Origin of the sequence: Sphingosinicella sp. CPCC 101087 (genome assembly GCF_004151485.1) — a bacterium.
GTDB lineage: Bacteria > Pseudomonadota > Alphaproteobacteria > Sphingomonadales > Sphingomonadaceae > Allosphingosinicella.
Window position 1 is genome coordinate 227,096 of sequence record NZ_SBFF01000007.1, and the last position, 25,671, is coordinate 252,766.

General features: G+C 68.1%; 21 protein-coding genes. 11 read left to right on the plus strand and 10 right to left on the minus strand.

Translation table 11 applies throughout. The features are described from left to right. Positions 1 to 49: 49 nt before the first annotated feature. From EKM57_RS12840 to EKM57_RS12855, 4 genes are read left to right on the plus strand one after another with little or no spacing between them, the layout of a single operon-like run. The gene (locus EKM57_RS12840; RefSeq protein ID WP_129792885.1) at positions 50 to 1,558 is read left to right on the plus strand and encodes a M28 family peptidase; all 1,509 of its coding nucleotides are present in this window, start codon (positions 50 to 52) and stop codon (positions 1,556 to 1,558) included. A gap of 17 nt (positions 1,559 to 1,575) precedes the next feature. Next, entirely contained in the window at positions 1,576 to 3,030 is a 1,455-nt protein-coding gene (gene guaB / locus EKM57_RS12845) for an IMP dehydrogenase (RefSeq protein WP_129792886.1), read from the plus strand. 12 nt (positions 3,031 to 3,042) lie between these two features. After that, complete coding sequence (locus EKM57_RS12850; protein WP_129792887.1) at positions 3,043 to 4,224, plus strand: RsmB/NOP family class I SAM-dependent RNA methyltransferase; 1,182 nt, start codon at positions 3,043 to 3,045, stop codon at positions 4,222 to 4,224. Positions 4,225 to 4,250: 26 nt separating this feature from the next. After that, positions 4,251 to 4,775 carry a tetratricopeptide repeat protein gene (locus tag EKM57_RS12855; RefSeq protein WP_129792888.1) on the plus strand — a complete coding sequence of 175 codons (525 nt, stop codon included), beginning with the start codon at positions 4,251 to 4,253 and terminating at the stop codon, positions 4,773 to 4,775. 86 nt (positions 4,776 to 4,861) lie between these two features. On the opposite strand, the gene rsmA is transcribed toward EKM57_RS12855, so the two are convergent. The 4 genes from rsmA to EKM57_RS12875 all read right to left on the minus strand — a co-directional run bounded on the left by rsmA (position 4,862) and on the right by EKM57_RS12875 (position 10,393). Beyond that, the gene (gene rsmA / locus EKM57_RS12860) at positions 4,862 to 5,719 is read right to left on the minus strand and encodes a 16S rRNA (adenine(1518)-N(6)/adenine(1519)-N(6))-dimethyltransferase RsmA (RefSeq protein WP_129792889.1); all 858 of its coding nucleotides are present in this window, start codon (positions 5,717 to 5,719) and stop codon (positions 4,862 to 4,864) included. Next, positions 5,716 to 6,720: a 4-hydroxythreonine-4-phosphate dehydrogenase PdxA gene (pdxA, locus tag EKM57_RS12865; RefSeq protein WP_129792890.1), complete on the minus strand. Its 1,005-nt coding sequence runs from the start codon at positions 6,718 to 6,720 to the stop codon at positions 5,716 to 5,718. The genes rsmA and pdxA overlap by 4 nt, the downstream gene beginning before the upstream one ends. Position 6,721: 1 nt before the next feature. Further along, positions 6,722 to 8,017 carry a peptidylprolyl isomerase gene (locus EKM57_RS12870; protein WP_243451025.1) on the minus strand — a complete coding sequence of 432 codons (1,296 nt, stop codon included), beginning with the start codon at positions 8,015 to 8,017 and terminating at the stop codon, positions 6,722 to 6,724. Positions 8,018 to 8,182: 165 nt separating this feature from the next. Continuing rightward, positions 8,183 to 10,393, minus strand: coding sequence for an LPS assembly protein LptD (locus tag EKM57_RS12875; RefSeq protein ID WP_243451026.1), 2,211 nt, complete (start codon positions 10,391 to 10,393; stop codon positions 8,183 to 8,185). Positions 10,394 to 10,503: 110 nt separating this feature from the next. Between EKM57_RS12875 and EKM57_RS12880 the strand changes: the two genes are divergently transcribed. Beyond that, on the plus strand, positions 10,504 to 11,976 hold the full coding sequence (locus EKM57_RS12880; protein WP_129792970.1) for a leucyl aminopeptidase: 1,473 nt from the start codon (positions 10,504 to 10,506) through the stop codon (positions 11,974 to 11,976). A gap of 139 nt (positions 11,977 to 12,115) precedes the next feature. On the opposite strand, the gene EKM57_RS12885 is transcribed toward EKM57_RS12880, so the two are convergent. Continuing rightward, a complete protein-coding gene (locus tag EKM57_RS12885; protein WP_129792892.1) occupies positions 12,116 to 13,351 on the minus strand; it encodes an NAD(P)/FAD-dependent oxidoreductase in 1,236 nt (411 codons plus the stop codon). A 180-nt stretch (positions 13,352 to 13,531) separates the two neighbouring features. Here EKM57_RS12885 and ndk point away from each other — a divergent pair, with 180 nt between their 5' ends. Further along, positions 13,532 to 13,954, plus strand: coding sequence for a nucleoside-diphosphate kinase (gene ndk / locus EKM57_RS12890; RefSeq protein WP_129792893.1), 423 nt, complete (start codon positions 13,532 to 13,534; stop codon positions 13,952 to 13,954). Positions 13,955 to 14,058: 104 nt separating this feature from the next. Here ndk and EKM57_RS12895 read toward each other — a convergent pair whose 3' ends face one another. Genes EKM57_RS12895 through purM form a run of 3 tightly spaced genes read right to left on the minus strand, consistent with a single transcriptional unit; the run spans position 14,059 to position 16,406 of the window. Then, the gene (locus tag EKM57_RS12895; protein WP_129792894.1) at positions 14,059 to 14,706 is read right to left on the minus strand and encodes a hypothetical protein; all 648 of its coding nucleotides are present in this window, start codon (positions 14,704 to 14,706) and stop codon (positions 14,059 to 14,061) included. Next, complete coding sequence (gene purN, locus EKM57_RS12900; protein WP_129792895.1) at positions 14,699 to 15,319, minus strand: phosphoribosylglycinamide formyltransferase; 621 nt, start codon at positions 15,317 to 15,319, stop codon at positions 14,699 to 14,701. Before purN ends, EKM57_RS12895 begins: the two co-directional genes overlap by 8 nt. After that, positions 15,312 to 16,406 (minus strand): phosphoribosylformylglycinamidine cyclo-ligase, encoded by a 1,095-nt coding sequence (purM, locus tag EKM57_RS12905; protein ID WP_129792896.1) that lies wholly within the window; start codon positions 16,404 to 16,406, stop codon positions 15,312 to 15,314. The genes purN and purM overlap by 8 nt, the downstream gene beginning before the upstream one ends. 115 nt (positions 16,407 to 16,521) lie before the next feature. On the opposite strand from purM, the gene EKM57_RS12910 reads away from it, so the two are divergent. From EKM57_RS12910 to EKM57_RS12925, 4 genes are read left to right on the plus strand one after another with little or no spacing between them, the layout of a single operon-like run. Next, positions 16,522 to 17,742, plus strand: coding sequence for a heavy-metal-associated domain-containing protein (locus EKM57_RS12910; protein WP_243451027.1), 1,221 nt, complete (start codon positions 16,522 to 16,524; stop codon positions 17,740 to 17,742). A gap of 58 nt (positions 17,743 to 17,800) precedes the next feature. Then, entirely contained in the window at positions 17,801 to 18,427 is a 627-nt protein-coding gene (locus EKM57_RS12915; protein WP_129792971.1) for a chromosomal replication initiator DnaA, read from the plus strand. Positions 18,428 to 18,431: 4 nt separating this feature from the next. Continuing rightward, entirely contained in the window at positions 18,432 to 20,615 is a 2,184-nt protein-coding gene (locus EKM57_RS12920) for an RNA degradosome polyphosphate kinase (RefSeq protein WP_129792898.1), read from the plus strand. A 14-nt stretch (positions 20,616 to 20,629) separates the two neighbouring features. After that, positions 20,630 to 22,090 (plus strand): Ppx/GppA family phosphatase, encoded by a 1,461-nt coding sequence (locus EKM57_RS12925; protein ID WP_129792899.1) that lies wholly within the window; start codon positions 20,630 to 20,632, stop codon positions 22,088 to 22,090. Between the two features lie 97 nt (positions 22,091 to 22,187). Here EKM57_RS12925 and EKM57_RS12930 read toward each other — a convergent pair whose 3' ends face one another. Next, positions 22,188 to 22,496, minus strand: coding sequence for an I78 family peptidase inhibitor (locus tag EKM57_RS12930; protein WP_129792900.1), 309 nt, complete (start codon positions 22,494 to 22,496; stop codon positions 22,188 to 22,190). Next, positions 22,493 to 23,674 (minus strand): ribonuclease D, encoded by a 1,182-nt coding sequence (gene rnd / locus EKM57_RS12935; protein ID WP_129792901.1) that lies wholly within the window; start codon positions 23,672 to 23,674, stop codon positions 22,493 to 22,495. Before rnd ends, EKM57_RS12930 begins: the two co-directional genes overlap by 4 nt. 178 nt (positions 23,675 to 23,852) lie before the next feature. On the opposite strand from rnd, the gene aspS reads away from it, so the two are divergent. Further along, entirely contained in the window at positions 23,853 to 25,667 is a 1,815-nt protein-coding gene (gene aspS / locus EKM57_RS12940) for an aspartate--tRNA ligase (RefSeq protein WP_129792902.1), read from the plus strand. The last annotated feature ends 4 nt before the right edge of the window (positions 25,668 to 25,671 follow it).

The window sequence follows — 25,671 nt, forward strand, 5'->3', positions numbered from 1 at the left end:
CCGCCTGCGAATCGCTTGCCAGCGCAGGGCTGGCTCCTTAAGCAGCCCCATGTTTCGCAGGCTCGTCCGCGGCGCCGCGCCGCTCCTCCTTCTCCTCACGACCGGCGCCCAGGCCCAGAGCGATGCGCCGATCGGCCCGGCCGACCTTCGCCAGCACATCGACAGGCTCGCCAGCGACCGCTTCCAGGGCCGGGCGCCGGGCACCGAGGGCGAGACCTTGACGATCGACTATATCGCCGAGCAGTTCCGCGCCCGCGGGCTCGAACCGGCCGGCGAGGATGGCAGCTGGTTCCAGCCGATCGGGCTGGTCGAGCGCACGACCGAACGCCATCAGGTAAGCTGGTCGGCGGACGGGCGGGCGCTGCCGTTCGATCAGACGCTCATCGCTTTGCAGGGCCGGGAAGCCGAGGTGCGGCTCGACGATGCGCCGGTCGTCTTTGCTGGCCATGGCGTCCGGCTGCCCGAGCGCGGCATCGACCAACTCGCCGGGGTCGACCTCCAGGGGGCGGTCGTGTTCGTGCTCCTCGATGCCCCGGACGTGCCGGGCTTTCCGCCGCTCGCCGAGCGGGTGCGCATGGTCGCCGAAGCGGGCGCCGCCGCGGTAATCGCGGTGACCGGCCCGGACATCCAGTGGAGCTTCATCACCAGCAACTATCAGCGGCCGACCACGAAGCTGGCGAGCCAGGCCGTACCGCCGGTGGTAGGCGCCATGCCGGCGACCGCCGTGCAGCAGCTCGTCGACGCGGCGGGCGCGAGCTTCGAGCGCCTTCTGAACGAGCAGCCCGGCTCTTCCTTTCGCGCCGTCGCCCTGCCGATCCGCGCAGACCTGGAGGTGCGCACCGCGGTGACGCCTTATACGACGCGCAACGTCGTCGGCCGGATCCGCGGAAGCGCGAACAGCGGGGAGAATCTCCTCTATCTGGGCCATTGGGACCATTTCGGCCTCTGCCGGCCCGAAGGGGAGGCCGACCGAATCTGCAACGGCGCCGTCGACAATGCGAGCGGAATCGCCGCGATGATCGAGATAGCCGGCCGCCTCGCCGCGCAGCCGCGGACGCCACGGGACATATTGTTCCTGGCCACGACCGCGGAGGAGATGGGCCTGCTCGGCGCCGAATATTTCGCCACCCATCCGACCGTTCCGCTCTCGTCGATCGTCGCCGCCATCAATCTCGACACGATCGCCATCCACCCGGCCGGCGAGCCTGTCGCGGTGATCGGCCGTGGAAACCGGGCGCTGGACGCGGCGGTGGACGAGACGGTGGCGGCGGTGGGGCGGAGGCTCGATACCGACGACGAAGCGGCGAGCTTCGTCCAACGTCAGGACGGCTGGGCGCTGATGCGCGCCGGCGTGCCCGCCATCATGGTCGGCGGCTCCTTCTCCAACATGGCGCTGCTCAACGCCTTCCTTTCGGGCGACTATCACGGCCCCGAGGACGAAGCGGGCCCCGAGCTCGTGCTCGACGGCGCCGCAGAGGATTCCAACCTGCTCGTCGCGCTCGGGCGGCGGCTGGCCGATCCGGCGATTTATCGCCCCGAGGCAAGCGAGCAGGAATGATGGCAGGAAAGGACAAGATGGACATCCCCCTCGGTCTGACGTTCGACGACGTGCTGCTTCAGCCGGCCGAATCGGCCGTGCTGCCGAGCCAGGCCGACACGCGCAGCCGGATCACCCGCGAGATCACGCTCAACATCCCGATCCTCTCCTCGGCCATGGACACGGTGACCGAGGCGGACATGGCGATCGTCATGGCCCAGCTCGGCGGCATCGGCGTGCTTCATCGGAACATGGACGTCGAGGAGCAGGCGGCGGCCGTCCGCGCCGTGAAGCGATTCGAAAGCGGCATGGTGGTCAATCCGATCACCATGGCCCCCGACCAGACGCTCGCCGACGCGCTGGAGCTGATGGCCCGCCACCGCATCTCCGGCATTCCCGTGACCGAGAAGGACGGCCGGCTGGTGGGAATCCTCACCCATCGCGACGTCCGCTTCGCCGAGAATCCGCGCCAGCCCGTTGCCGAGCTGATGACCCGGGACAATCTCGTCACCGTCGGGCCGGGGGTCACCCAGGAAGAAGCGAAACGCCACCTTCACCAGCGCCGGATCGAGAAATTGCTCGTCGTCGACGAGAACCGCCGCTGCATCGGCCTGATCACGGTCAAGGATATAGAGAAAGCGGTAACCTATCCGGACGCGACCAAGGACGCCGCCGGCCGATTGCGGGTCGCTGCCGCGACCACGGTCGGCGACAAGGGCTATGAGCGCAGCCAGGCGCTGATCGACGCCGAATGCGACCTGATCGTCATCGACACGGCCCATGGCCATAATCGCGAAGTGTCCGCGGCGGTCGAGCGCATCAAGCGCGCCTCCAACGCCGTCCAGGTCGTCGCAGGCAACGTCGCGACGGGGGAAGCCACGAAGGCGCTGATCGGGGCCGGGGCCGACGCCATCAAGGTCGGGATCGGGCCGGGCTCGATCTGCACCACGCGGGTCGTCGCCGGCGTCGGCGTGCCTCAACTCACCGCGATCATGGATGCCGCCGAGGAAGCGGCGAAGAGCGACACGCCGGTGATCGGCGACGGCGGCATCCGCACGAGCGGCGACGTCGCCAAGGCGTTGGCCGGCGGCGCCGCGGCCGTGATGATCGGATCGCTTCTCGCAGGGACCGAGGAAGCACCCGGCGACACCTTCCTCTATCAGGGCCGCGCCTACAAATCCTATCGCGGCATGGGATCGCTGGGCGCGATGGCGCGGGGATCGGCCGACCGCTATTTCCAGCAGGACATCAAGGACCAGCTCAAGCTCGTTCCCGAAGGCATCGAAGGCCAGGTCGCCTATAAGGGCCATGCGCGGGACGTGATCCATCAGCTGGTCGGCGGCGTGAAGGCGGCGATGGGCTATACCGGCGCGGCGACGATCGCCGAGCTGCGCAATGCGCGGTTCGTGCGGATCACCAATGCGGGGCTGAGCGAGAGCCATGTGCACGACGTCACCATCACGCGCGAGGCGCCCAACTATCCGCATCGTTAGTCACAGGCGGCGATGACCCCGGCCGCCCGAACCCAGGCGGCGATCGAGCTGCTCGACGAGATCATCGTCGCGGCGCGCGAGAGCGGGGCGGCGGCGGACACGATCGTCGCCCGATATTTCAGGACCCGCCGCTATGCCGGAGCCAAGGACCGGCGGGCGGTGCGCGATCTCGTCTTCCGCGCGGTCCGGCGGGCCGGCGAGCGGCCGGCGAGCGGCCGAGCCGCGATGATCGGCCTTGCACGCGAGGATCCGGCGCTGCTCGCCGGGTTCGACGGCTCCGCCCATGGTGCGGCCCCCATTCAGGAGGACGAGTCGGGAGCCGAGGCCGGCATCGCTCCCGCCTGGCTGGTTTCGCGCTTCGATCCGCTCGTCACGGCGGACGAGCTGCCGGCGCTGCTCGAACGGGCGCCGCTCGACCTGCGTGCGAACCGACTCAGGGGCACGCGCGAAGCAGCGCTCGACGCTGTGGAAGGTGCGGTGGCGACGCCGCATTCCCCAATCGGCCTGCGCCTCGCCGAAGCGACAAAGGTCGAGGATTCGCAGGCGTGGCACTCTGGCCTGGTCGAGGTGCAGGACGAAGGAAGCCAGCTCATCTGCCTCGCTTGCGGAGCCGCGCCGGGCATGCTCGTCATCGACCTGTGCGCCGGCGCCGGCGGCAAAACGCTGGCGCTCGCCGGGGAAATGGCGGACCAGGGCCGCATCCTGGCCTGTGACACCGATCGCGGCCGGCTCTCGCGCATTGCCCCGCGGCTCGGCCGCGCCGGCGTGTCGGCGGTCGAGACGCGCCTGCTCGACCCCGGGCGCGAGGCGGCCGCGCTCGAGGATCTGGCCGGTGCGGCCGACATCGTCCTGGTCGATGCGCCCTGTTCCGGAACCGGCACCTGGCGACGCAACCCAGAAACGCGCTGGCGGGTTACACCCGAGCGGCTGGACCGGCTGACGAAGCTGCAGGCGCACCTGCTCGACCTCGGCGGTGCGCTGCTCAAGCCCGGCGGCCTCCTCGTCTATGCAGTCTGTTCGCTGCTGAGCGAGGAGGGAAGGGACCAGGCCGAAGCGATGTCCGCCCGTTCATCGCTGGTTCCGGAGCCGGTCCTTATGGCCGCGGGACGTGTCGCCGGTCCGGGGCGGCTGCTCGGCCCGGCGCACGACGGCACGGACGGCTTTTTCGTCGCAAGGTGGCACCGCCCGTGTTAGATCCATCGAGTGGAATGGAGAATTTGATGCGCTTTACGCCAATTGCCCTTTCGGTCGCGCTCGTTGCCGCGACCATGGCCAGCACCGGGTTCGGGCAGCGGCCGGACGACCAGATCGATCCGCGCTCGGCCGCCCTCGTCCAGCAGGCGCAGCAGCTCAGCGCATCGGGTCGGCATGACGAGGCGATCAACCTGCTCGAATCCGCTCTCGCCGTGGACCCGCGCAACCGGTCCGCTTACATCTGGCTCGGCAAGGTCGCCCAGGCGCAGCGCCTGCCGGGCAAGGCGATCCGCATGTACGGCCTCGCGCTGAAGATCGAGCCGAACGACGTCGCCGCGCTCGAAGGCCAGGGCGAAGCCTATGTCCAGCGCGGCGCCGTGGATCGGGCCCGGGCCAATCTCGCTCGGGTGCGTACCTTGTGCAGCCAACCCTGCCCGCAGGCGCAGCAGCTCGCCGCCGTGATCGAACGCGGTCCGCCCGCCGAGGTGTTGGCGTCGCAACGCCCCGACCAGGGCGCTCCGACCGAGACCCCGGAGCCGCGGCGGAACTAGAAGCCGTCATTGCCGAGGTTACCGGCGAACCCCCGAGTCCAGAAGGGTCCTGTTCTCCGGCCCGGCGCTCGTCGGATTATAACGATTCAACGGGGCGGTTGCGGCTCGCTTCGTCCGAGCTCCCGAGCGATCGCGACAAATTCCTCGATGCTCAGCGTCTCGGCCCGTCGCGACGGATCGATGTCGAGCCGGTCGAGCGCCTCGAGCGCGCCATGGAGAGACTGGAGCGATCGGCGCAGCATCTTGCGGCGCTGGCCGAATGCCGCCGCCGTCAGCCGCTCCAGGTCCGCGGCCCTGACGCCTTCGGGCCGAGGCCCGGGCACGATGTGGACGATCGCGGACATGACCTTGGGCGGCGGGACGAAGGCCGAGCGGTGGACCTTCATCGCGAGCTTCGGCTCGGCGCGCCACTGGGCGAGGACGGCGAGCCGCCCGTAAGCGGACGTGTCGGGGCGGGCGACGATCCGTTCGGCCACCTCGCGCTGGAACATCAGGGTGAGCGATCGCCACCAAGGCGGCCAGGCTTCGCCGCCCAGCCAGCGGACCAGCAAGGCCGTCCCGACATTGTAGGGGAGGTTGGCGACGATATGTGCAGGCCCGACCGCCTCGGCCTCATCGACGGCCAAGGCGTCTCCCTCGATGACCTGCAGCCGGCCCGCCGCCGCCGCCCCGAGCTCGGCCAGCGGAGCCAGGCAGCGCCGGTCGCGCTCCACCGCGACCACTTCGGCGCCTTGCCGCAATAGCGCGCGGGTCAGGCCACCGGGTCCGGGGCCGACCTCGTAGACACGCTCGCCGTCGAGAGCGCCGGGAATGGCGGCGATCCGATCGAGCAATTGCTCGTCGAGGATGAAATTCTGGCCGAGCGCCCTGGAGGCGGCGAGGCCGTGACGCGCTATGACCTCGCGAAGCGGCGGGAGGTCCTCCACCCCTGTCGGGCCGGTCATTTCTCCGGGCTGTGCGCCGCCGCGAGCCGCCGCGCGCATTCCCCCGCCGTGCGGATCGCGGCGATCATCGCGCCCGGATCGGCCATGCCGCGGCCGGCAATGTCGAAGGCGGTGCCGTGGTCCGGCGACGTTCGGACGATCGGCAGGCCGAGCGTCACGTTGATCCCCTCGTCGAAATGGAGCGCCTTCAGCGGGATCAGCGCCTGGTCGTGATACATGCAAAGCGCCGCGTCATATTCGCGCCGGCGGCGCTCGTGGAACATCGTGTCCGCGGGATGGGGGCCGCTGACCTCGTAGCCTTCGGCGCGCAGCCGCTCGATCGCCGGGGCAATCACTTCGATCTCCTCGCGGCCGAGCGCGCCCTGTTCGCCGGCATGCGGGTTCAGCCCGGCCACGGCGATCCGCGGCTGCTCGATTCCGAACTGACGCTGCAGCCCCTTGATCGCCGCGCGACCCTTGCAGAAGATGAGATCGGCGCTCAGCGCCTCCGGCACCTCCTTCAGCGCGATGTGGGTGGTGACCGGGATCACCCGCAGCGTCGGCCCGGCCAGCATCATCGCGGTAAGGTCCCGCGCGACCCCGCATCGTTCGGCGACAAACTCGGTCTGGCCCGGATGACCGAAGCCGACCGCATAGAGCCGCGCCTTGGAAACCGGCCCGGTGACCAGCGCGGATGCGGCGCCGGAGCGGGCGAGGCCGACGGCAAGCTCCAGCGCATCCAGCGAGTTGCGGGCGCCGACCAGGTCCAGTCCTCCGGGCGGCGTGGTCACGTCGGCGACCCGTATGACGGGGAGGGCGCTGCCGAAGGCGGCGCAGGCCTCCGCCGGCTCGTCGATGATCTCGATCGGGCCCTTCCAGACGGCTCGCAGGGCGGCGACGTCGCCGACCGCGAAGAAGGGCGGCAGCCTTTCGGCCGACCTCCGCTCCCAGCTCTTGGCGATGACTTCGGCGCCGATCCCGGCCGGATCGCCAAGCGATACAGCGAGCGGCGCCGCCCCCATGTCAGCGATAATCGATTACCGCGTCGCGACGAAGGTCGCGCAGGTAGCGCTGGGCGCGGCGGTTCGCCCGTTCTTCCCTCAACCGATCTTCGATCTGCTCGGGATTGGGCGCGCTCGCCTGCTCGGGATCGTCGCGGCCGCACAGCACCAGCACATTGACCCGCTCGGCCGATCCGAACGGCGAGGTCGCCTGGCCGACGTTCAGCGTGAGCAGCATCTGCTGAAGCTGCGGCGGAAGCTCGCGGACCTGGACCTGATCGTTGGAGATCAGTTCGGCTCCGAGCGAGGATGCCACTTCAGGTGCGCGGCCGCAGCCGCCCATCGACTGCGTGCTCTCGGCAAGCTGCTGGGCGCGGGCCTGCGCCTGCGCCTCGGTGGTGCCGGCAGGCAAGGCCAGCGAAAGCTGCATCAGGCTCAGCACCGCGTCGCGCGGATCGGCGACGAGGATCTGGCGCGAATCGGCCAAGGCGACGATCGAGAAGCCGCCCGGCACGGCGATCGGATCGGTGACGGCGCCGGGTGGAAGCTGCGTCACCACCGCGGAAAGCTCCGGCGGCAGTTGCTCGGCACGAACCCAGCCGAGATCGCCACCCACGGCAGCGGTCGAGGCCTCGGAGAATTGGCGGGCGTAAGCGGGGAAAGAAGCGCCGTTGCGTATCTGCTCGACGATGCGCGTCGCATTGGCGCGGGCCTCGGCCTGCGTCTCCGGCGTCGCCGACAGGAAGATCTCGGCGACGCGGTATTCGGACGTGCCGCGGGATTCGTTGAGGCGCTCGACGATCGCCTGGACCTCGTCCTCGCCGACCGTCACGAACGGCTCGACCAGGCGGCCGCGCAGGCGCTGCCAGGCGATCTCGCCGCGGATCTGGCGCTTCATCGATCGCTCGGACGAGCCGATCGACCGGAGGAAGGCGGCGAAGCTCTCGGCATTCTGGTTGAAGCTCTGGGCGAAGCGGGCGAAATACTGATTCACCTCGCTCTCGTCGACGGTGATGTCTTCCTGTGCCGCTGCCTGAATCTGCAGCGTCTCGTCGATCAGGTTGCGGAGCACCTGCTGACGCACCCGCTGTATTTCCTCCGGCGGCAAGGTCACCCGGTTCGACGCCAGGATCAAAGCCAGCCGATGATCGATGTCGGTCTCGGTGATGACGTCGCCGTTGACGATCGCGGTCGCGGTGCGGACGTTGGGATTTTGCGGACCGACGAACTGAACGTCGCCGGGAATGTTCAGGGGCTGGCCCGCGCCCGCGGGCTCGTCCTGCGCACCCGCCGTGGTCGACAGCAGGGAAGCGGACAACAGGACAGCGGCCCTAGGAAACCTACCGAGCTTCATCATTCCTCCAATAAAGGCAGGCACTTGTCCTGCACAAACCTTGCTGAACCGAAGCTTAGCGAGCTTTCCCCGACGAGAGATAGTGGTTTCGCAGCGAGGTCGCCCCTTCGCAACCCCCTCGCAAGATCCTCATATCCCCAGATTCTTCAGCGCCACCCGGATCAGGAACGTGTTGCCACGCCGCGCGTCTCCAGTCGTCTCATAGTCGCGCCGCCAGGTGACGCCAAGCTCGATGCAGTCGTCGTCATAAAGGATGCCGAGACGGTGACGCACCGGATCGTACCCGTCGGCGAGCGAAAGCTGATCTTCCCGCCGCCCGGTCAGGTCTATCACGGTGGAGCCGAAGATCGACCAGTAGCGGGCGAAGCCGACGCGGCCGCCGAGCCTGATCTCCTCCCGATCGCGCAGATCCTCAATGGCCGGATCGATGTTGCGGTCGAGCCTCAGGTAGCCGACCGTGGCATAGGTCTGGCGGCCGCCGACCGTGGCGTCGATCTCGTTGCGCCGGATGGCGAAGCTGTTCTTGTCCACCCGGAACCGATGGACGAGGTTGAGCCGCCGCCCGATCCTCACCGTGGTGCGGCCGACGAAATCGGAGAAGCGGCCCGAAAGTCCGGTGCCGGGCGGGAGGATCGTCTCGCGCGTGCTCAACCGGTAGCTCTGGCCGATGTTGGTCCGGACGGAGAGGCCGCGCAGGTCGACGGCCCAGTCGGCCCCGTAAGTGATCCGAACGCCGTCTTCCCAGCGATCATAGCCGGGGAAGCGGTTCAGGGCGAACAGGTTCGAATCCTCGAGGTCGACCGAGCGGGCATCCTCGTTGGGAATATCCATATTGTTGGTCGGCGGCGATGCGACGACCTGGACCCGCGGTGTGACCCGCTGCGTCCCGCCGAGGAAATTGCCGACCAGCGGCCAGCGCAGATCGGCCGCGACGGCGGCGATCAGTCGGCCGTTCCAGCCTTCCTCGCCGCGATAGATGTCGGTCTGGGTGAGGTGGGTCTGATTGGCGTGGTACATGTCGCCACGGCCGAAGGCGGTGAGCACCAGCTCCTGGCCGAAGGGCGTAATCCCCCGCCGCTCCCAGCGGGCGCTGGCGAAGGCGCGCTGCGTGTCCTGTCCTTCGGTGCGCAGGATCGAGAGGCTGTTGGTCTGGACCTCGACCTGGCCGCCCAGCCAGGGATCGTCCAGGCGCCACCGAGCGTCGATCGCCGGCAAGGCGATGGGCTGCATCCCGTCGACGTCGGTGATCCGCAGCCCCTGAAATGCCCAGCCGGCGATGGAAACATAGCTGTCGGAGCCGATCCGCTCGGCTTCGACCACCGAGCGCAGGCGGTCATCGCGCGAAATGTCGTAGCGGCTGAGGAAGGTGCGATCGGTGACATAGCGGCCCGCCGCCGTCACACTCCATTCCGGGCTCAGCTGGAAGCGGCCATTGCCCTCGATATAGCCCCTTATTCCCTTGTCGGCTCCGGGATCCGGCTGCGCCGGATCGAGCGGCAGGCGGGAGCCGTGGGTGATGAAGCCGCGCAGCTGGAAGGCGCCGGTCGAGGTGAGATGGCGATACTCCGCCTCCAGCATCGGCAGGACGTCGGTATAGACGTGCGGCGTGATCGTGGTGTCGCGGTTCGGCGCCAGCCGGATGTAATAAGGGGCGCTGACCTCGAAGCCGTTGCGGCGGCTGAAACGGATGTCGGGGACCAGCAGGCCGCTGCCGCCCCCCTGGCTGCCGTCCGGATGCGACAGGCCGGGCAAGGCGATGATCGGCCTTCCGAACAGGTTGAGGCTGGCGCCTTCATAGGTGATCCGGTGGCGGACCGGATCGTGGACGACGCGCACCGCGTTGATCTGCCAGGTCGGCTCGCGCGGACAGCCGTCCGCGTCGACCACGGCGCAGGGCGTGTAGGCGGCATTCTCCAGCGTCGTGAAGCCTTCCTCGCGCTGCGCCCGGACCGCCGCCAGCCGTCCGCCATCCTCGAGCACGAGCAGCAGATTCTCGATCATGCCGTCGCGAAGATTGTCCTCGAGAAGGACGTTGTCGCCATAAGCGACGTCGCCGGCCGGACTGGTCACGCGGACGCCGCCTTGCGCGCGCACCTCCCCGCTCGCCCGGTCCCAGGTGACGGAGTCGGCGCGAAGGCGATAGCCCTCGCGGTTCATGCGCACCTCGCCGGAGACGGTGACGACGTCGCTATTGTGATCGTAAGTGAGCTGGTCGGCGCTGAACGCGATCGTGTCCGACGCCTCGGCCGCCGGAGCGTCGGGGACCTGCGCCGAGGCCGCATAGGAAGCGGTCAGCAACAGAGGCAGCGCGGTGCGGCAGATCGTTTGAAAAGTCTTCACCAGGGTGCCTTGAGGCCTGACGCGGGCGCCAGCCTATTGCACCGGAGGCCGCCGGCTGCAATGGCGGCAGTTTCCGCATACAGCTTTCGCGCGAGGAGATCCGCGTCGTGATCAAGGTCAGTTTCGCCGCCAAGCGTCCAAAAGGCGCCTATGCGCTCGCCGTGCCCGTCCGCAGCGACGACATGCTGCACGACCGGCTGGCGGGCCTGGACGACAGCGCGCGCACGCTGGCTGCCCGGTCCGCGGAGGCGCAGCGGTTCGAGCGCGAAATCGGTGCGATTGCCGAGACGTTCATCGAGGAAGGCGATATCGCCCGCCGGCTCCTCCTGGTCGGCTATGGCGGCCGCCAGGAGAGCGCGGCAACCCACGAGCGGGTTGGGGGCGCCCTGACCGCCAAGCTGCTGACCTCGGGCGAGACGAAACTGGTGATCGATGCGGCCGGGCTCGACGCCCGATCGGCGGCGCGACTGGCGTTCGGCGCGGCGGCGCGCAGCTGGCGGCACGACGTCTATCGGACCCGGCTCGGGCGCAAGCAGAGGCCGACGCTCGAGGAAGTGATCATCGTCGGCGCAGACAAGGGCGTCGAGGCGGAATGGAAGCGCGAGGCGGCGGTGCTGAAAGGCCTCGACCTCACCCGCCAGCTGGTCAGCGACCCCCCCAACATCATCTATCCCGAAACCTTCGTGGACAAGGTGCGCGAGGCCATGGACGGCCTCGGCGTCGAGATCCAGGTGCTCGACGAGAAAGCGATGCGCAAGCTCGGCATGGGTGCGCTGCTCGGCGTTGCCCAGGGTTCGGCGCGGCCGCCGCGGCTGCTGGCGATGCGCTGGAAGGGCGCGCCTTCGTCGAAGAGGAATGTCGCGTTCATCGGCAAGGGCATCACCTTCGATACCGGCGGCATCTCGATCAAGCCGGCCCAAGGCATGGAAGCGATGAAGTGGGACATGGGCGGGGCCGGAGCGGTGGCCGGCGCGATTCTGGCGCTGGCGGCGCGCAAGGCCAAGGCCAATGTGGTGGGCGTATGCGTGCTCGCCGAGAACATGCCCGATGGCAATGCCCAGCGGCCGGGCGACATCGTCACCTCCATGTCGGGCCAGACGATCGAGGTGATCAACACCGACGCCGAAGGGCGGCTTGTGCTCGCCGACGCGATGACCTGGACGCAGCGGGAGCACAAGCCGGAGGTGATGATCGACCTGGCCACGCTGACCGGAGCGATGATCGTCAGCCTCGGCCACGAATATGGCGGCCTGTTCGCCAATGACGACGGCCTGGCCGAGCGGCTCGCGGAGGCGGGTCGGGAGAGCGGAGACAAATTGTGGCGGATGCCGATGGGCGATGCCTATGACAAGATCATGGATTCGCCCATTGCCGACATGAAGAATGCCGGCGCCCGCGAGGCGGGATCGATCACTGCCGCCTGCTTCCTCGGCCGCTTCGTCGAAGAAGGCGTGAAATGGGCGCATCTCGACATTGCCGGAATGGTCTGGGCCGACAAGCCGAGCCACCTCTACGACAAAGGCGCGACCGGCTACGGCGTCGCCCTGCTCGACCGCTACGTTGCGGACAATCACGAAGGGTAGGGGCCCGACCCCTTCCGAACAATCGGCCGGGCGGCCGGGGGGCCGCGATCTGGGCACCTTGTCGCTCGATCGAGGCGGCGCGGGACTATGGCCGTCCGCGATTCTGCATCCAAGCTCCCACCGGTAGCTCGAGCCGCCGTCAGGCGCAGGCAAGTGCCACAAGCGCCTGCTCGGCAGCCCTAACGCCGGTGAGACAGGCGCCGTGCGCCGTCGAGAAGACGTGGCGCGAACAGGCTTCGCCGGCGAAGAACAAGCGGTTCTCGACCGGGGCCGCGAGCTGCCGGCGCGCGGCGGAATGGCCAGGAAGCGCATGGCTGTACGACCCGCCGAAATGGCCCGCCGCGCCCCAGGCTGAGCCGACAAGCGGGCGCAATCTCGCGCGGAAGCCGCTTCCGAACAATGCCGCAAGCTCCTCCATCGCAAACTCGGCCGCTCCCGCTTCGCCCTCGGCCTCGAGGGCGCGCGCGTGGGGCCCGCCGAAAAAAGCTTCGATCACCGGCCGGCCGAACGGCCTGAGATAGTAGCTTCCCGTCTCGGCGCGATGAGGATTGCCGATCAGATGGCGGTCGGGCTCGATCTCCCCCGCGCCGTCGAGAGCCAGGAACATCTTGTTCGCCAGGCCGAGGGGCAACCGCTCCGCGGCTTCGGTCTTGGCGTCGAGCGGCGGATCGAAGCGCAGGCGTTCGGCGGCGAGCACGGCCGTCCCCACGGTGACGATCGCGGCGCGCGCCGAGAGCGTGCCCTGCGGAGTATGGAGCGCGAGCCGGGCACCCGCGCGATCCACACGCTCGACGGAGCAATCGAGCGCGATCGGCAGGCCGGATGCGGCAGAAGAGATCAGGGTGCCATAGCCGGCCGGAATGCGCCAGTTGGTGCCGCTGTCCGCCGCGTCATAGGCCTGCTCGTCGCGTACGGAGATCGAGGAGAGCGATGCCCCGCTGATGTAGAAGCTGCGCGTCTCCAGATAGGCATTCCAGGGCGAGGCGGGTTCAAGCGCGTCGGCGGCGCAGTCGCTCACCGGAGGCGCCTCGCGTCGCCGCCGCTCGAATGCCTCCGATGCCGCGGCCGCCGCCGACTGCTCCTCGGGCGGGAAGCCCAGGTCCGCATATTGGCGACCCCAGTCCGGCGGCCTCCGGTCCACGGCGAAGCCGAGGCGCTCGGCGAGCTGCAGCCAGGGATTGCGATCCGCCGAATGCAGCCAACCGCAACCGAGATCGAGCGGCAGACCGGCCCGCTCCAGGGTCCAAGCCCGCCCGCCTATCCGGTCGCCCGCCTCGACGATGAGGAAGGAGAGAGGCTCGCGCGCCAGCCGGCGGCCGGCTGCGATTCCGGCCGCGCCGGCACCTATGATGATGACATCCAACTCTGCCGCCATGCGTGCCTCCGCGGGGCAGATGCCCGGCAATGCCGATGGTTCCATCCGCCCAGATCCAATATGCGACGGGGTCGGCGAGCCGATACCGCGATCGATCGCTCAATCCTGGCGCTTGCTCCGGCGCTGCGCCGCGCCTAGAGAGCCGCCGCAATCTCATCCAGACACGGAGCTTTATCGGCCATGGCGACCGAGCGGACCTTTTCGATCATCAAGCCCGACGCGACGCGGCGCAACCTGACCGGCGCGATCACCAAGATGCTGGAGGATTCCGGCCTGCGCGTCGTCGCCTCGAGGCGCATCCACATGACCAGGGAGCAGGCAGAGGGCTTCTACGCCGTTCACAAGGAACGCCCCTTCTTCAACGACCTCGTCAGGTTCATGACCTCCGGCCCGGTCGTCGTTCAGGTCCTTGAAGGCGAGAATGCGGTCGCGCGCAACCGCGAGGTGATGGGCGCGACCAATCCCGAAAATGCCGACGAGGGTACGATCCGCAAGACCTATGCGGAGTCGATCGAGGCGAACAGCGTCCACGGCTCCGACAGCCTGGAAAATGCGAAGATCGAGATCGACTTCTTCTTCAAGCCGGAAGAGATTGTCGGCTGATCGCTCCCGGCGCCTGCCGGGATCGGATCATTTCCGCTTACGAGAAGCGAGCCGTTCCGGCTTCACCGGACGGCTCGCTTTTGTTCATGGACTTGCGACCCGGTCTATGACCCCGACCGGCTCCGCCAGAGCGCGTCCAGCCGAGCCTGTGCCTCGCCGGGAGGCACGGCACCGACCCGAGCAAGACCGCGCAGCTTGACTTCGTCGCCGCCGAGCAGGCCGCCTTCCTCGATCCGATAGCCGAGATCATAGAGGGCGACGTCGGTGTGTCGCTCGCCGCCGACGAAGAAGCCGGTTTCGATTGCGACCGGCAAGCGTGCATCGCCCCGCCGGTCGGCCTCGTCCCGGCGCAGCCGCACCAATGCCCGTCCGAACCAGCCCGCCTCGATACGCGGCTCGCTCACCGTCTCGACCGCATCCGCCTGCAGCGGCGTGGGGAAGAGAATGCGCTGATCCTGGATCGTCTGGGCGGGGTCCGCGGGCGCGAGGGCGAGCTTGCGTCCTTCGCGGTCCGGCGTGCCACGCAGCAACAGGGTCTGCGCCGCTGCCGAGGCCTGGCGGCGCGCCGCCGCCTTGTCCGCTTCCTCCGCGGTTCGCTGCTGATAATTGTTCCACAAGGTCAGGCCGGAAATGGTCACCGCGGCGAGGCCGAGCAGCTCCGCGAGCGTCAGCCAGCGCCGGCGGGTCTTCGCGGCCTCCGCTTTCTCCGCCGTGCTCGAAGGCGGGGGCGAGGGCGGAATTTCGTCAGTCATCGGACCCGCCTTCCCGACCCTCGCCGATGGCGCCGCGAAGCTCGTGCGCATAGCGTTCGAGCGCGGCCGGGTAGAGCTCGTGCTCCGCCTCGAGCACCCGCGCGGCGAGGCTGTCGGCATCGTCGCGCGGCAGGATCCGCACCCTCGTCTGGGCGATGACGGGTCCGGAATCCAGGTCCGCCGTCACGACATGGACCGAGCAGCCGGCATATTCGTCTCCCGCGAGCAGCGCGCGCCGATGCGTGTCGAGACCCTTGTGCAGCGGCAGCAGGGAGGGGTGGATGTTCAGGATTCGGCCCTCCCACCGTTCCACGAATTCGGGCGACAGCAGGCGCATATAGCCGGCCAGCGCGATCAGCTCGACATCATGCTCGCGGAGCACCGTGTCGAGCTTCTGATCGAATAGGCGCCGCTCCATGCCCTTGTGGCTCAAGGACCAGGTCCTGAGACCCAGCCGCTTCGCGAGCACCACCCCGCGCGCCTCGGGCACGTTGGAGGCGACCAGAACGATCTCGTAGGGCCGGTCCGGATCGCGCCGCTTATGCTCGGCAAGCGCGAGCAGGTTGGAGCCGCGGCCGGAGATCAGGACCGCGACTCGGACCTTGTCAGCCATGGAAGGTGGCGCTCCAGGCGTCCCGGGCGAACCAGGTGCCGCGGCCGCCGGAGACGGTGCAGCCGCGCTCGCCCTCCTCCAGCCGGCCGATCTCGAAGACCGTTTCCCCCGCTCCGGCAAGAGCGTCGGCGACCTCGGCGGCACGGCCCGGCGGAACGATCGCCACCATGCCGACGCCGCAGTTGAACGTACGCGCCATCTCCGCCGGCTCGATGTTGCCCTCGGCGTGGAGGAACGCCATCAGTCGCGGCTGCGGCCAGGCGTCGGCGGAAACATGCGCGTGAAGCCCCTCGGGCAGCACCCTCGGAACATTCTCGAGCAGCCCGCCGCCGGTGATGTGGGCGAGGGCCGAAATGCCGCCGGCGCGGATTTGCGGGAGAAGCGCGCGAACATAGATGCGTGTCGGTTCCATGAGCGCGTCGATCAGGAGCCGGTCCTGGTCGAACAAAGCGGGGCGGTCGAGCTTCCAGCCCCGATCCCCCGCAAGACGGCGGACAAGCGAATAGCCGTTGGAATGGACCCCGGACGAGGCGAGGCCGAGGATGAGATCGCCGGCCGCGACCTTGTCGCCGGTCAGCGCCTGGCCACGCTCAACGGCGCCGACGCAGAAACCGGCAAGATCATAGTCGCCGGGCGCGTACATGCCCGGCATTTCCGCCGTCTCGCCGCCGATCAGCGCGCAGCCGGCGATACGGCAGCCCTGGGCGATCGAGGCGATCACCCGCTCGGCTACCTGGCCTTCGAGTTTTCCGGTCGCGAAATAGTCGAGGAAGAAGAGCGGCTCGGCGCCCTGCACGACGAGATCGTTCGCGCACATCGCGACGAGGTCGATTCCGACGCCCTCGTGCCGGTCATGGTCGATCGCGAGCTTGAGCTTGGTTCCGACCCCGTCATTGGCGGCGACGAGCAGGGGATCGCTGTAGCCGGCCGCCTTGAGATCGAAGAATCCGCCGAAGCCGCCCAGCGACGCGTCGGCGCCGGGGCGGGCCGTCGCCCGGGCGAGCGGGGCGATCGCCTTGACCAGGGCATTGCCGGCGGCGATGTCCACACCGGCCTTGGCATAGGTATAGGATTCAGGGTCGCTCATCGGCGCGGGCTTAGATGGGAATCGCCGAAAGTGGAAACCGGTTTTGGAGGCCCCGCTGGCGTGATTGCCTGAGAACAAGCTTGGATTTCCACCCTCGACTCGCCAAAAGGCGGCCGTGAAGCGTTTCCGCCGTCTCTCCCTCGCCGCGATTCCCGCTGCCATTCTCGCGCTCGTCGCGGGCGCCGGCCTCGTCTACGCCCAGCTCGAAGGGGAGGATCGCGGCATCCCCCCGATCGACAGCACGAGCAATTTCGAGGTCCTCGGAATCCAGGTCGACGTCAGCGCCGACAATGCCGAAGAGGCACGAGTCGAAGGCTGGCGGCGAGCCCAGGCGGAAGGCTGGCGCATGCTTTGGTCGCGCACGACCGGCCGGCCGCCGGCGCAGGCGCCGAGGCTCGCCGATTCGGTGCTGAACTCGATCGTTTCCGGAATCGTCATCGAACAGGAACAGATCGGCCCGCAGCGCTATGTCGCGCGTCTGGGCGTGCTGTTCGACCGGGCGCGCACGGGCCAGATGCTCGGCGTGCAGGGGCTGGTGCGCCGCTCGGCGCCGATGCTGGTCATCCCGGTGATGACGACGGGTTCGACGCCCTACAGCTTCGAGTTCCAGAACGAATGGCAGCGGGCCTGGGCCCAGTTCCGCACCGCCGCGAGCCCGATCGACTATGTGCGGACGTCCGGAGCAGGCATCGATCCCTTGCTGCTCAACCGTGCCCAGGCGGGGCGCCGCGGGCGCGGCTGGTGGCGGATGCTCCTCGACCAATATGGCGCCGCCGACATACTCGTCGCCGAAGTGGACCTGCGCCGCCTTTATCCGGGCGGCCCGGCACTCGGCCTGTTCACCGCCCGGTTCGGACCCGACGCCGAGATACTCGGCCGATTCAGCCTGCGCGTCCCCGCCTCCGGAGACATCGGCCGGATGATGGAAGAGGGCGTGCGGCGGATTGACGCGATCTATACCCGTGCGCTCGAGGCTGGCGTGCTGCTGCCCGATCCGAGTCTGGTGATCATCGAGCCCGAGGTGCAGGAGGCGGTCGAGGAGGCGGTTCTCGAAATCGAGCTGCCCGAACCGGTCACCCAGGTTCCGGTCGGGCCGATCGCGACCTTCAATCTCCAGGTCGACACGCCCGACCCGGACTCGGTGCAGCGCGCGGAGCTTGCGATCAGTCGGGTGGGCGGCGTGACCTCGGCAATCACCACCAGCCTGGCGCTCGGCGGAACCTCGGTGATGCGCGTGACCTATTCCGGGGACGCCGCCGCTTTCCAGGCTGCCCTGCAATCGCAGGGATGGCAGGTGCAGGCGATCAACGGCAATACATTGAGAATATCGCGCTAATCGGTGAATCGGTCTTGATTCGCAGGGGCCGAGGCGGTCAGGATCCAGGGGAGTGTCGATGGGGGCGAACCAGATCGCGTTGCCGCTGGACTGGCCGGTCGCCGACCGGGAGGAAGATTTCCTTCTGTCGGAAAGCAACCGCGCGGTCTTCGAGCATTTGCGCCGCTGGGCGCTTTGGCCGGTCATGGCGACCCTGCTCACCGGACCGCGCAAGTCGGGCCGCAGCCTGCTCGGCCGCATTTTCGTCCGCAAGACCGGCGGGCGACTGTTCGACAATGCCGAGAGTCATGACGAAGAGACCCTGTTCCACGCCTGGAACGAAGCCCAGGCCCGGCGCAAGCCGCTGCTCGTCATTGCCGACTCGCCGCCGCCCCGCTGGCAGGTAACGTTGCCCGACCTCAGATCCCGGTTGGCAGCGACGCCGCAGGTCGAGATCGGCCCGCCCGACGACCTCCTGCTCGGTCAACTGATCGTCAAGCTGCTCGGCGACCGCGGCATCGCGGCGCCGCCGGACCTGCCCGATTATCTGGTGCCGCGGATCGAACGGACCTATCTGGCCGTTCTCGAGGTGGTGGACGTTCTCGATCATGTCATGCTTTCCCACCATAGGCGGATGACCGTTCCGCTGGCGCGCAAGGCGCTGGACGAGGCGGGGCTGATCGGACGGATGAAGGGTCGAGCTTGAAGCGATGGAGCAGGGTGCCGCCAGAACCGCCGCAGAGGCGACTCCCGAGGAGGAGGGCGACCCGTCGCCCCTGGCCCAAGCACTCTATTTCAACCGCGAATTGTCCTGGCTCGCCTTCAACCGGCGCGTGCTGGAGGAGGCGTGCAACAAATCCCACCCCTTGCTGGAGCGGCTGCGTTTCCTGTCCATCTCCGGCAACAATCTCGACGAATTCTTCATGGTCCGCGTCGCCGGCCTAAAGGCACAGCAGCTTCTCGGCCTGGAGGAAAGGTCGGCCGACGGCCTCGCCCCGGGCCAGCAGCTCGCGGCGATCGCGGCCGAGGCGGATGCGCTGACGGCAAGCCAGCAGGAGGTGTGGAGCGCCCTGCGCGGACTACTTCGCGAGGCCGGCGTCACCGTCATCGGCAATGACGAGATAAGCGAGGATGACGGCGCCTGGCTGAAGCAGCATTTCGACCATCACATCTTCCCGGTGCTGACGCCCCAGGCGATCGATCCGGCTCACCCCTTTCCGTTCATCCCCAACCGGGGCTTCTCGCTGATTTTCGACCTGAAGCGGATTGCCGACGGCGAGCCGCTCCGCGAGCTGCTGATGGTGCCCTCGACGCTGCCGCGATTCATCCGGATTCCCGGCCCCGCGGCGCGCTATGTCGCGATCGAGACGGTGATCCGGCGCCAGATCGCCAGCCTGTTTCCGGGCTACGAGCTGCGCGGCGGGGGCGCTTTCCGGATCATCCGCGACAGCGACATCGAGATCGAGGAGGAAGCGGAGGATTTGGTCCGCTACTTCCGCTCGGCCATCAAGCGGCGGCGACGCGGCCGCGTCATCCGGCTGAAGCTCGAAGCCGACATGCCCGACGAACTGGTCGCCCTCGTCCGCGAAGGCCTCGACGCCAGCGAAGCCCTGGTTTTCGAATCGACCGGCTTCCTCGGCATCGCCGACCTGGAGCTGCTGGTCGAGGAGGACCGCCCGGACCTCAAGTTCGTTCCGTTCTCGCCGCGTTTCCCGGAGCGCATCCGCGAATATGGCGGCGACTGCTTCGCGGCGATCCGCGCCAAGGACATCGTCGTCCACCATCCTTATGAGAGCTTCGAGGTCGTGCTCGCCTTCCTCCGCCAGGCTGCGGCCGACCCGGAAGTCGTGGCCATCAAGCAGACGCTCTACCGCGCCGGCAAGCAATCGGCGGTGATCCGCGCGCTGATCGACGCCGCCGAGGCCGGCAAGTCGGTCACCGCGGTGATCGAGCTGAAGGCCCGTTTCGACGAAGAGCAAAATCTGATGTGGGCGGCGGCGCTCGAGCGGGCCGGCGTCCAGGTCGTCTACGGCTTCATCGAGTGGAAGACCCACGCCAAGATGTCGATGGTCGTCCGGCGCGAGGACAGCGGATACCGCACCTATTGTCATCTCGGGACCGGCAATTACCATCCGGTGACCGCGCGGATCTACACCGACGTCAGCTTCTTCACCGCGGATCCGCGGGTCGGCCACGACGTGTCGCACATGTTCAACTACATTACCGGCTACATCGAGCCGCGCGGGCTGCAGGTCATCACCATGTCACCGTCGCAGATGCGCGACCGCTTGTGCACGCTGATCGAGCGCGAGATGGACAATGTCCGGCAGGGGCGGCCGGGCGGAATCTGGGCGAAGATGAATTCGCTGGTGGATCCGGCGATCATCGACCAGCTCTATGCCGCAAGCGCCGCGGGGGTGGAGATCGACCTGGTCATTCGCGGCATCTGCTGCCTGCGTCCCGGCGTTCCCGGCCTGTCCGAGAACATAAGAGTGAAGTCGATCGTCGGCCGCTTCCTCGAGCACAGCCGTATCTGGTGCTTCGGCAATGGCGAGGAGCTGCCGAACCCGGAGGCCGAAGTCTATATCAGCTCGGCAGACTGGATGCCGCGCAATTTCGACCGTCGGGTCGAAATCGCCGTTCCGATCGAGAACGCAACCGCCAAGGCCCAGCTGCTCGACCAGGTGATGGTCGCCAACATGATCGACAACGAGCAGAGCTGGCGCCTCGATTCCGATGGCCGCTATCACAGGCTCCACCCGGGACCCGACGAGAAGGCGTTCAACCTCCATCACTATTTCATGACCAACCCGTCGCTGTCGGGTCGCGGCGCGGCCCTGCGGTCGAGCGGCGCCTTTCCCAAGAAGCTGCGGCTCCCGCGCGCTCATCATTAGGCATCATCGATATCATGTTCGCCTCGAAGCCGGTCGCCATCATCGACATCGGATCCAATTCCGTGCGCCTGGTCGTCTATTCCGGCGCCAAGCGCATCCCGTCGGTCATCTTCAACGAGAAGGTGATGGCCGGCCTCGGCCGGGAGATGGGCGAGACACGAGCGCTCGGCGAACCCGCCCAGCTCAAGGCCCTGCACGCGCTGGAGCGCTTCCGCCGCCTGATCCGGCAGATGGGCGTCGTCCGCACTCGCGTCGTCGCCACCGCGGCGGTGCGCGAGGCGTCGAACGGAGCGGAGTTCCTCGACCGGGTCCGCGCCATCGGCTTCGAGCCGCGCGTGCTGACGGGCGAGGAGGAAGCGAAGGCCGCCGGGCTCGGCGTCGTATCCGCCATTCCAGAAGCTGACGGCATCGTCGGAGACCTGGGCGGAGGCAGCCTCGAACTCGCCGAGGTGACGAAGCGAAAAGTGACCCGCCGCGTATCGCTCCCGCTCGGCGTGCTTCGGCTCGGTGAGGCGATACGCGAGGACCGGCTCGCCCGAAAGGTCGCGAAGGCCGTGGCCGGAGCCGGGTTCGACGGGGCCGGCGAGGGGAGACCCTTCTACATGGTCGGCGGGAGCTGGCGCGCGCTGGCCCGAATCGACATGGCACTGATCGGCCATCCGCTGCCGATCACCCACGAACATGCGATGGCGGCAACCCGCCCGCGCGAGCTTCGCGAGGTGCTGCCGGGGCTCGGCAGGGAGGCCCTTCGCGGCATCCCCTCGGTTTCGTCGAGCCGCATACCGACGCTTCCGGTCGCCAGTCAGCTGCTCGAAGCCCTGGTCGATGCGCTGCGTCCGTCGGCGCTGATCGTCTCCAGCTTCGGGATCCGCGAGGGGCTGCTCTACGACGAGCTCGGACCGAAGGCGAAGAAGCTGGATCCGCTGATTGAGGCGGCGCGCGAGGTGGGCAGCGGGCTCGGGCGCTTCGCCCAGCATGGCGCCTTGCTCGACGCCTGGATCGCGCCGGTGTTCGACGACGGGCCGAAGGCGGCTCGGCTTCGACTCGCCGCCTGCCACCTTTCGGACATCGCCTGGGCCGCCCATCCCGATTTCCGCGCCGAACGGGGAGTCGACATGGCGCTGCACGGCAACTGGGTGGCGATCGACGCTCCGGGCCGGGTGATGATCGCCCAGGCGCTCTTCTCCAGCTTCGGCGGCGGGCGCGACCTGCCCTATCCGGAGGTAGCGGCCTTGTGCACGCCGGAGCAGCTGCGTCGAGCCTCGCTGTGGGGCTATGCGATGCGGCTCGGGCAGCGCCTCAGCGGCGGCGTTGCCGTCGGCCTCGAGCGGAGCAGCCTCTCGCTCGTCGGCGATGTCCTGCGCCTCGGGCTCCACTCGGCGGACGCCGCCTTGCTCGGCGAGCCGGTCGAGCGCCGGCTGAGAAATCTCGCTGCGGAGTTCGGCCTGAGGCACGAGGTGCGGGTCGGCGCCTGAGGAACCGGAAGCGAAATCGGCTTCGAGTTGACACCCTCGCAGGCCGCGTCGCCGAAACGCCGAACGTCCGGGCAACCGCCCGAACGCAATCAAGCTGTCAGCCGCAGTCGAACGCCTCGACCCGGTTCTGAGAGTCGAGACGGACGTTCAGGCGGTCCTGGCGGAAATCCATCGTCACCGCATCGCCCGGGCGGATCCAGCGCAAGGTGCGCGCGCCGCTGCGGCGCAGCGCCTCGGCACCGAGCTCGCTCGTCGCCGGCTGCCCCGCCAGATCCTGGAGCCCTTCCGCCGAGCAGGTGAAGCCGGAGTCGCCGCCGCCGGCCGGCGGCTCGCCGGGCGTGCCGCCCGGCGGCACGGTGGTGCAGGCGACGGTGATCGGGAGCAAGGCTGCGGCAAACCACTTCATGGGATCGTCTCCGGCTCGGTTCGGGTCATGACCAGCTTTCCCCCCCGGATCGCGAAGGCGAGGCGCCCCTCGACGAGATCGAGGGCGTCGCGCCCGAACTCCTCGAAGCGCCAGCCCTCCAATATGCCCAGTCCCTCACGCCGACCCGCCGCGAGCTGCTCGAGCTCGTCCGCGCGTGCTACCAGCCGGGGCGCGACATTGCTCTCGCGAGCGCGGACCTTGAGGAGCAGCTTCAGGAGGTCGGCGACGAGTGCGCCCTCTCGGCCGAGTCCGGGGCCGCGCTCGTCGCGGGCCGGCATCTCCGAGGCGGGGAGGGGGTCGGCATTATTGAGCGCCTCCATCATGCGGGCGCCGATATCGTTGGACTTCCAGGCGGCGGACAGACCGCGGACCTGGCCGAGCCCTTCCTGGCTCGTCGGCGGATGGACGGCGACGTCGGCCATCGTCTCGTCCTTCATGATCCGGCCGCGAGGCAGGTTCTTCGAGCGCGCCTCGAGCTCGCGCCACGCCGCCAGGGCCTTCAGCCGCCCGAGCACCTCGGCCTTGCGGCTCTGGATCTTCACCTTCTTCCAGGCCTGGGCCGGATCGTTGACGTAATTGGCGGGATCCGAAATCCGTTCCATCTCCTGGTCCAGCCATGCGCCGCGGCCGGTGCGCCGAAGCCGTTCGAGCATCTTGGGGAACAGCTCGGCCAGATGGGTGACGTCGCCGATCGCATAATCGATCTGGCGGCGGTCGAGTGGCCGGCGCGCCCAGTCCGTAAAGCGCGCGCCCTTGTCGAGCGTGCGGCCGAGCAGGGACTCCACCAAGTTGGAGTAGCCGACCTGCTCACCGAGACCCAAAGCCATTGCCGCGATCTGGGTATCGAAGAGCGGATGGGGTGTCCCGCCGGTCAGGTTGAAGATGATCTCGATATCCTGGCCGCCGGCATGGACGACCTTCAGCACATGCTCGTTGTTCACCAGCAGGTTGAGCAGGGGCGTGAGATCGATGTTCTCGGCCTTGGGATCGATCGCCGCCGCTTCCTCGCCATTGGCGATCTGGAACAGGCACAGGTCCGGCCAATAGGTGTTCTCGCGCATGAACTCGGTGTCCACGGCGACGAACGGCGAGCGGGAAAGACGCTCGCACAAGGCTTCGAGGGAATCGGAATCGGTGATCAGCGGGTGGATAAGCATTGGCGGCCCTCATAGAGCCAATTCGCGCGCTCTGAAAACGTTGCTGACGGAAAAATCATGCCGGTCCGCCTCGGCACGGCTGGGCAGGACGCTCCCTGATCGCTTGACAAAGCCGAGCCAGTGAAGCGAAGCGCTCGCGCACCTTCAGCCAACAGACCAGAACCGAAAGCGATCCACGATGCATGCCTATCGCACCCACAGCTGCGGAGAGCTTCGCGAAAGCCATGTCGGCGAGGACGTGAAGCTTTCGGGCTGGGTCCACCGCAAGCGCGACCACGGCAACCTGCTCTTCGTGGACCTTCGCGATCATTACGGGATCACCCAGATCGTCACCGACGTCGCCGACGCCGCCTTCAAGGTGCTGGAGAGCGTCCGGGTCGAATCGGTGATCACCGTGACGGGCAAGGTGGTGCGGCGCGACGCCGAGGTGGTGAACCCGAACCTGCCCACCGGCCGGATCGAGATCCACGCCGAGACGGTGGAAGTTCAGTCGTCCGCGCAGGAGCTTCCGCTGCCGGTGTTCGGCGACCAGGAATATCCGGAGGAGATCCGGCTTCGCTACCGCTATCTCGACCTCAGGCGCGAGCGGCTGCACAACAACATCCTGTTGCGCAGCAGGGTGATCAGCTCGATCCGCCGCCGGATGATCGACCAGGGATTCACCGAATTCCAGACCCCGATCCTCACCGCCTCGAGCCCCGAGGGCGCGCGCGACTATCTCGTTCCGAGCCGGGTCCATCCCGGCAAGTTCTACGCGCTCCCCCAGGCGCCACAGATGTTCAAGCAGCTGATCATGGTCGCGGGCTTCGACCGCTATTTCCAGATCGCGCCCTGCTTCCGCGACGAGGACGCCCGCGCCGACCGCTCGCCCGGCGAGTTCTACCAGCTCGACTTCGAGATGAGCTTCGTGACGCAGGAGGACGTCTTCGCGGCGATCGAGCCGGTGCTCGCGGGCGTGTTCGAGGAGTTTGCCGACGGGAAGACGGTCACCCCGGCGCCTTTCCCGCGAATTCCCTTCGCCGAGGCGATGCTGAAATACGGAACCGACAAGCCCGACCTCAGGAACCCGCTGGTGATCAGCGACGTCACCGAGCATTTCCGCGGTGGCGGGTTCGGCCTGTTCGCCAGGATCGTCGAAGGCGGCGGTGTGGTGCGCGCGATACCGGCACCGGGCGCCGGTTCGCTCGCCCGCAGCTTCTTCGACGGCATGAACGACTGGGCGCGAGGCGAAGGCCATGCCGGCCTCGGCTACATCAACATCAAGAATGGCGAACCGGGCGGACCGATCGCCAAGAATCTCGGCGAGGAGTCGACGGCGAAACTCATCGCCGCGCTCGGCCTCGGGTCCGATGACGGAGTCTTCTTCGCCGCCGGCAAGGCCGACCAAGCGGCCAAGCTCGCCGGGGCGGCACGGACGCGGATCGGCGAATCGCTCCAGCTGATCGAAGAGAAAGCGTTCCGCTTCTGCTGGATCGTCGACTTTCCGATGTACGAATATGACGAGGAGCGAAAGCAGATCGACTTCAGCCACAACCCCTTCTCGATGCCGCAGGGCGGCATGGAGGCGCTGGAGACGCAGGACCCGCTCGACATTCTCGCCTATCAGTATGACATCGTCTGCAACGGCGTGGAGCTGTCCTCCGGCGCTATCCGGAACCACCGGCCGGACATCATGTACAAGGCGTTCGAGATCGCCGGCTATAGCCGCGAGGATGTCGACACCAATTTCTCCGGCATGATCAACGCGTTCAAATATGGCGCGCCGCCGCACGGCGGGTCTGCGCCGGGCATCGACCGGATCGTCATGCTGCTCGCCGACGAACCCAATCTGCGCGAGGTGGTGCTGTTCCCGATGAACCAGCGCGCCGAGGATCTGATGATGGGCGCTCCGGGCGAGGTGACGATGAAGCAGCTTCGCGAGCTGCACATCCGGATCGTGCCCCCATCCGGGACATCCGACAAGGATCCGGCGAGGGTCGTGGCGCTCGAATAGGCCA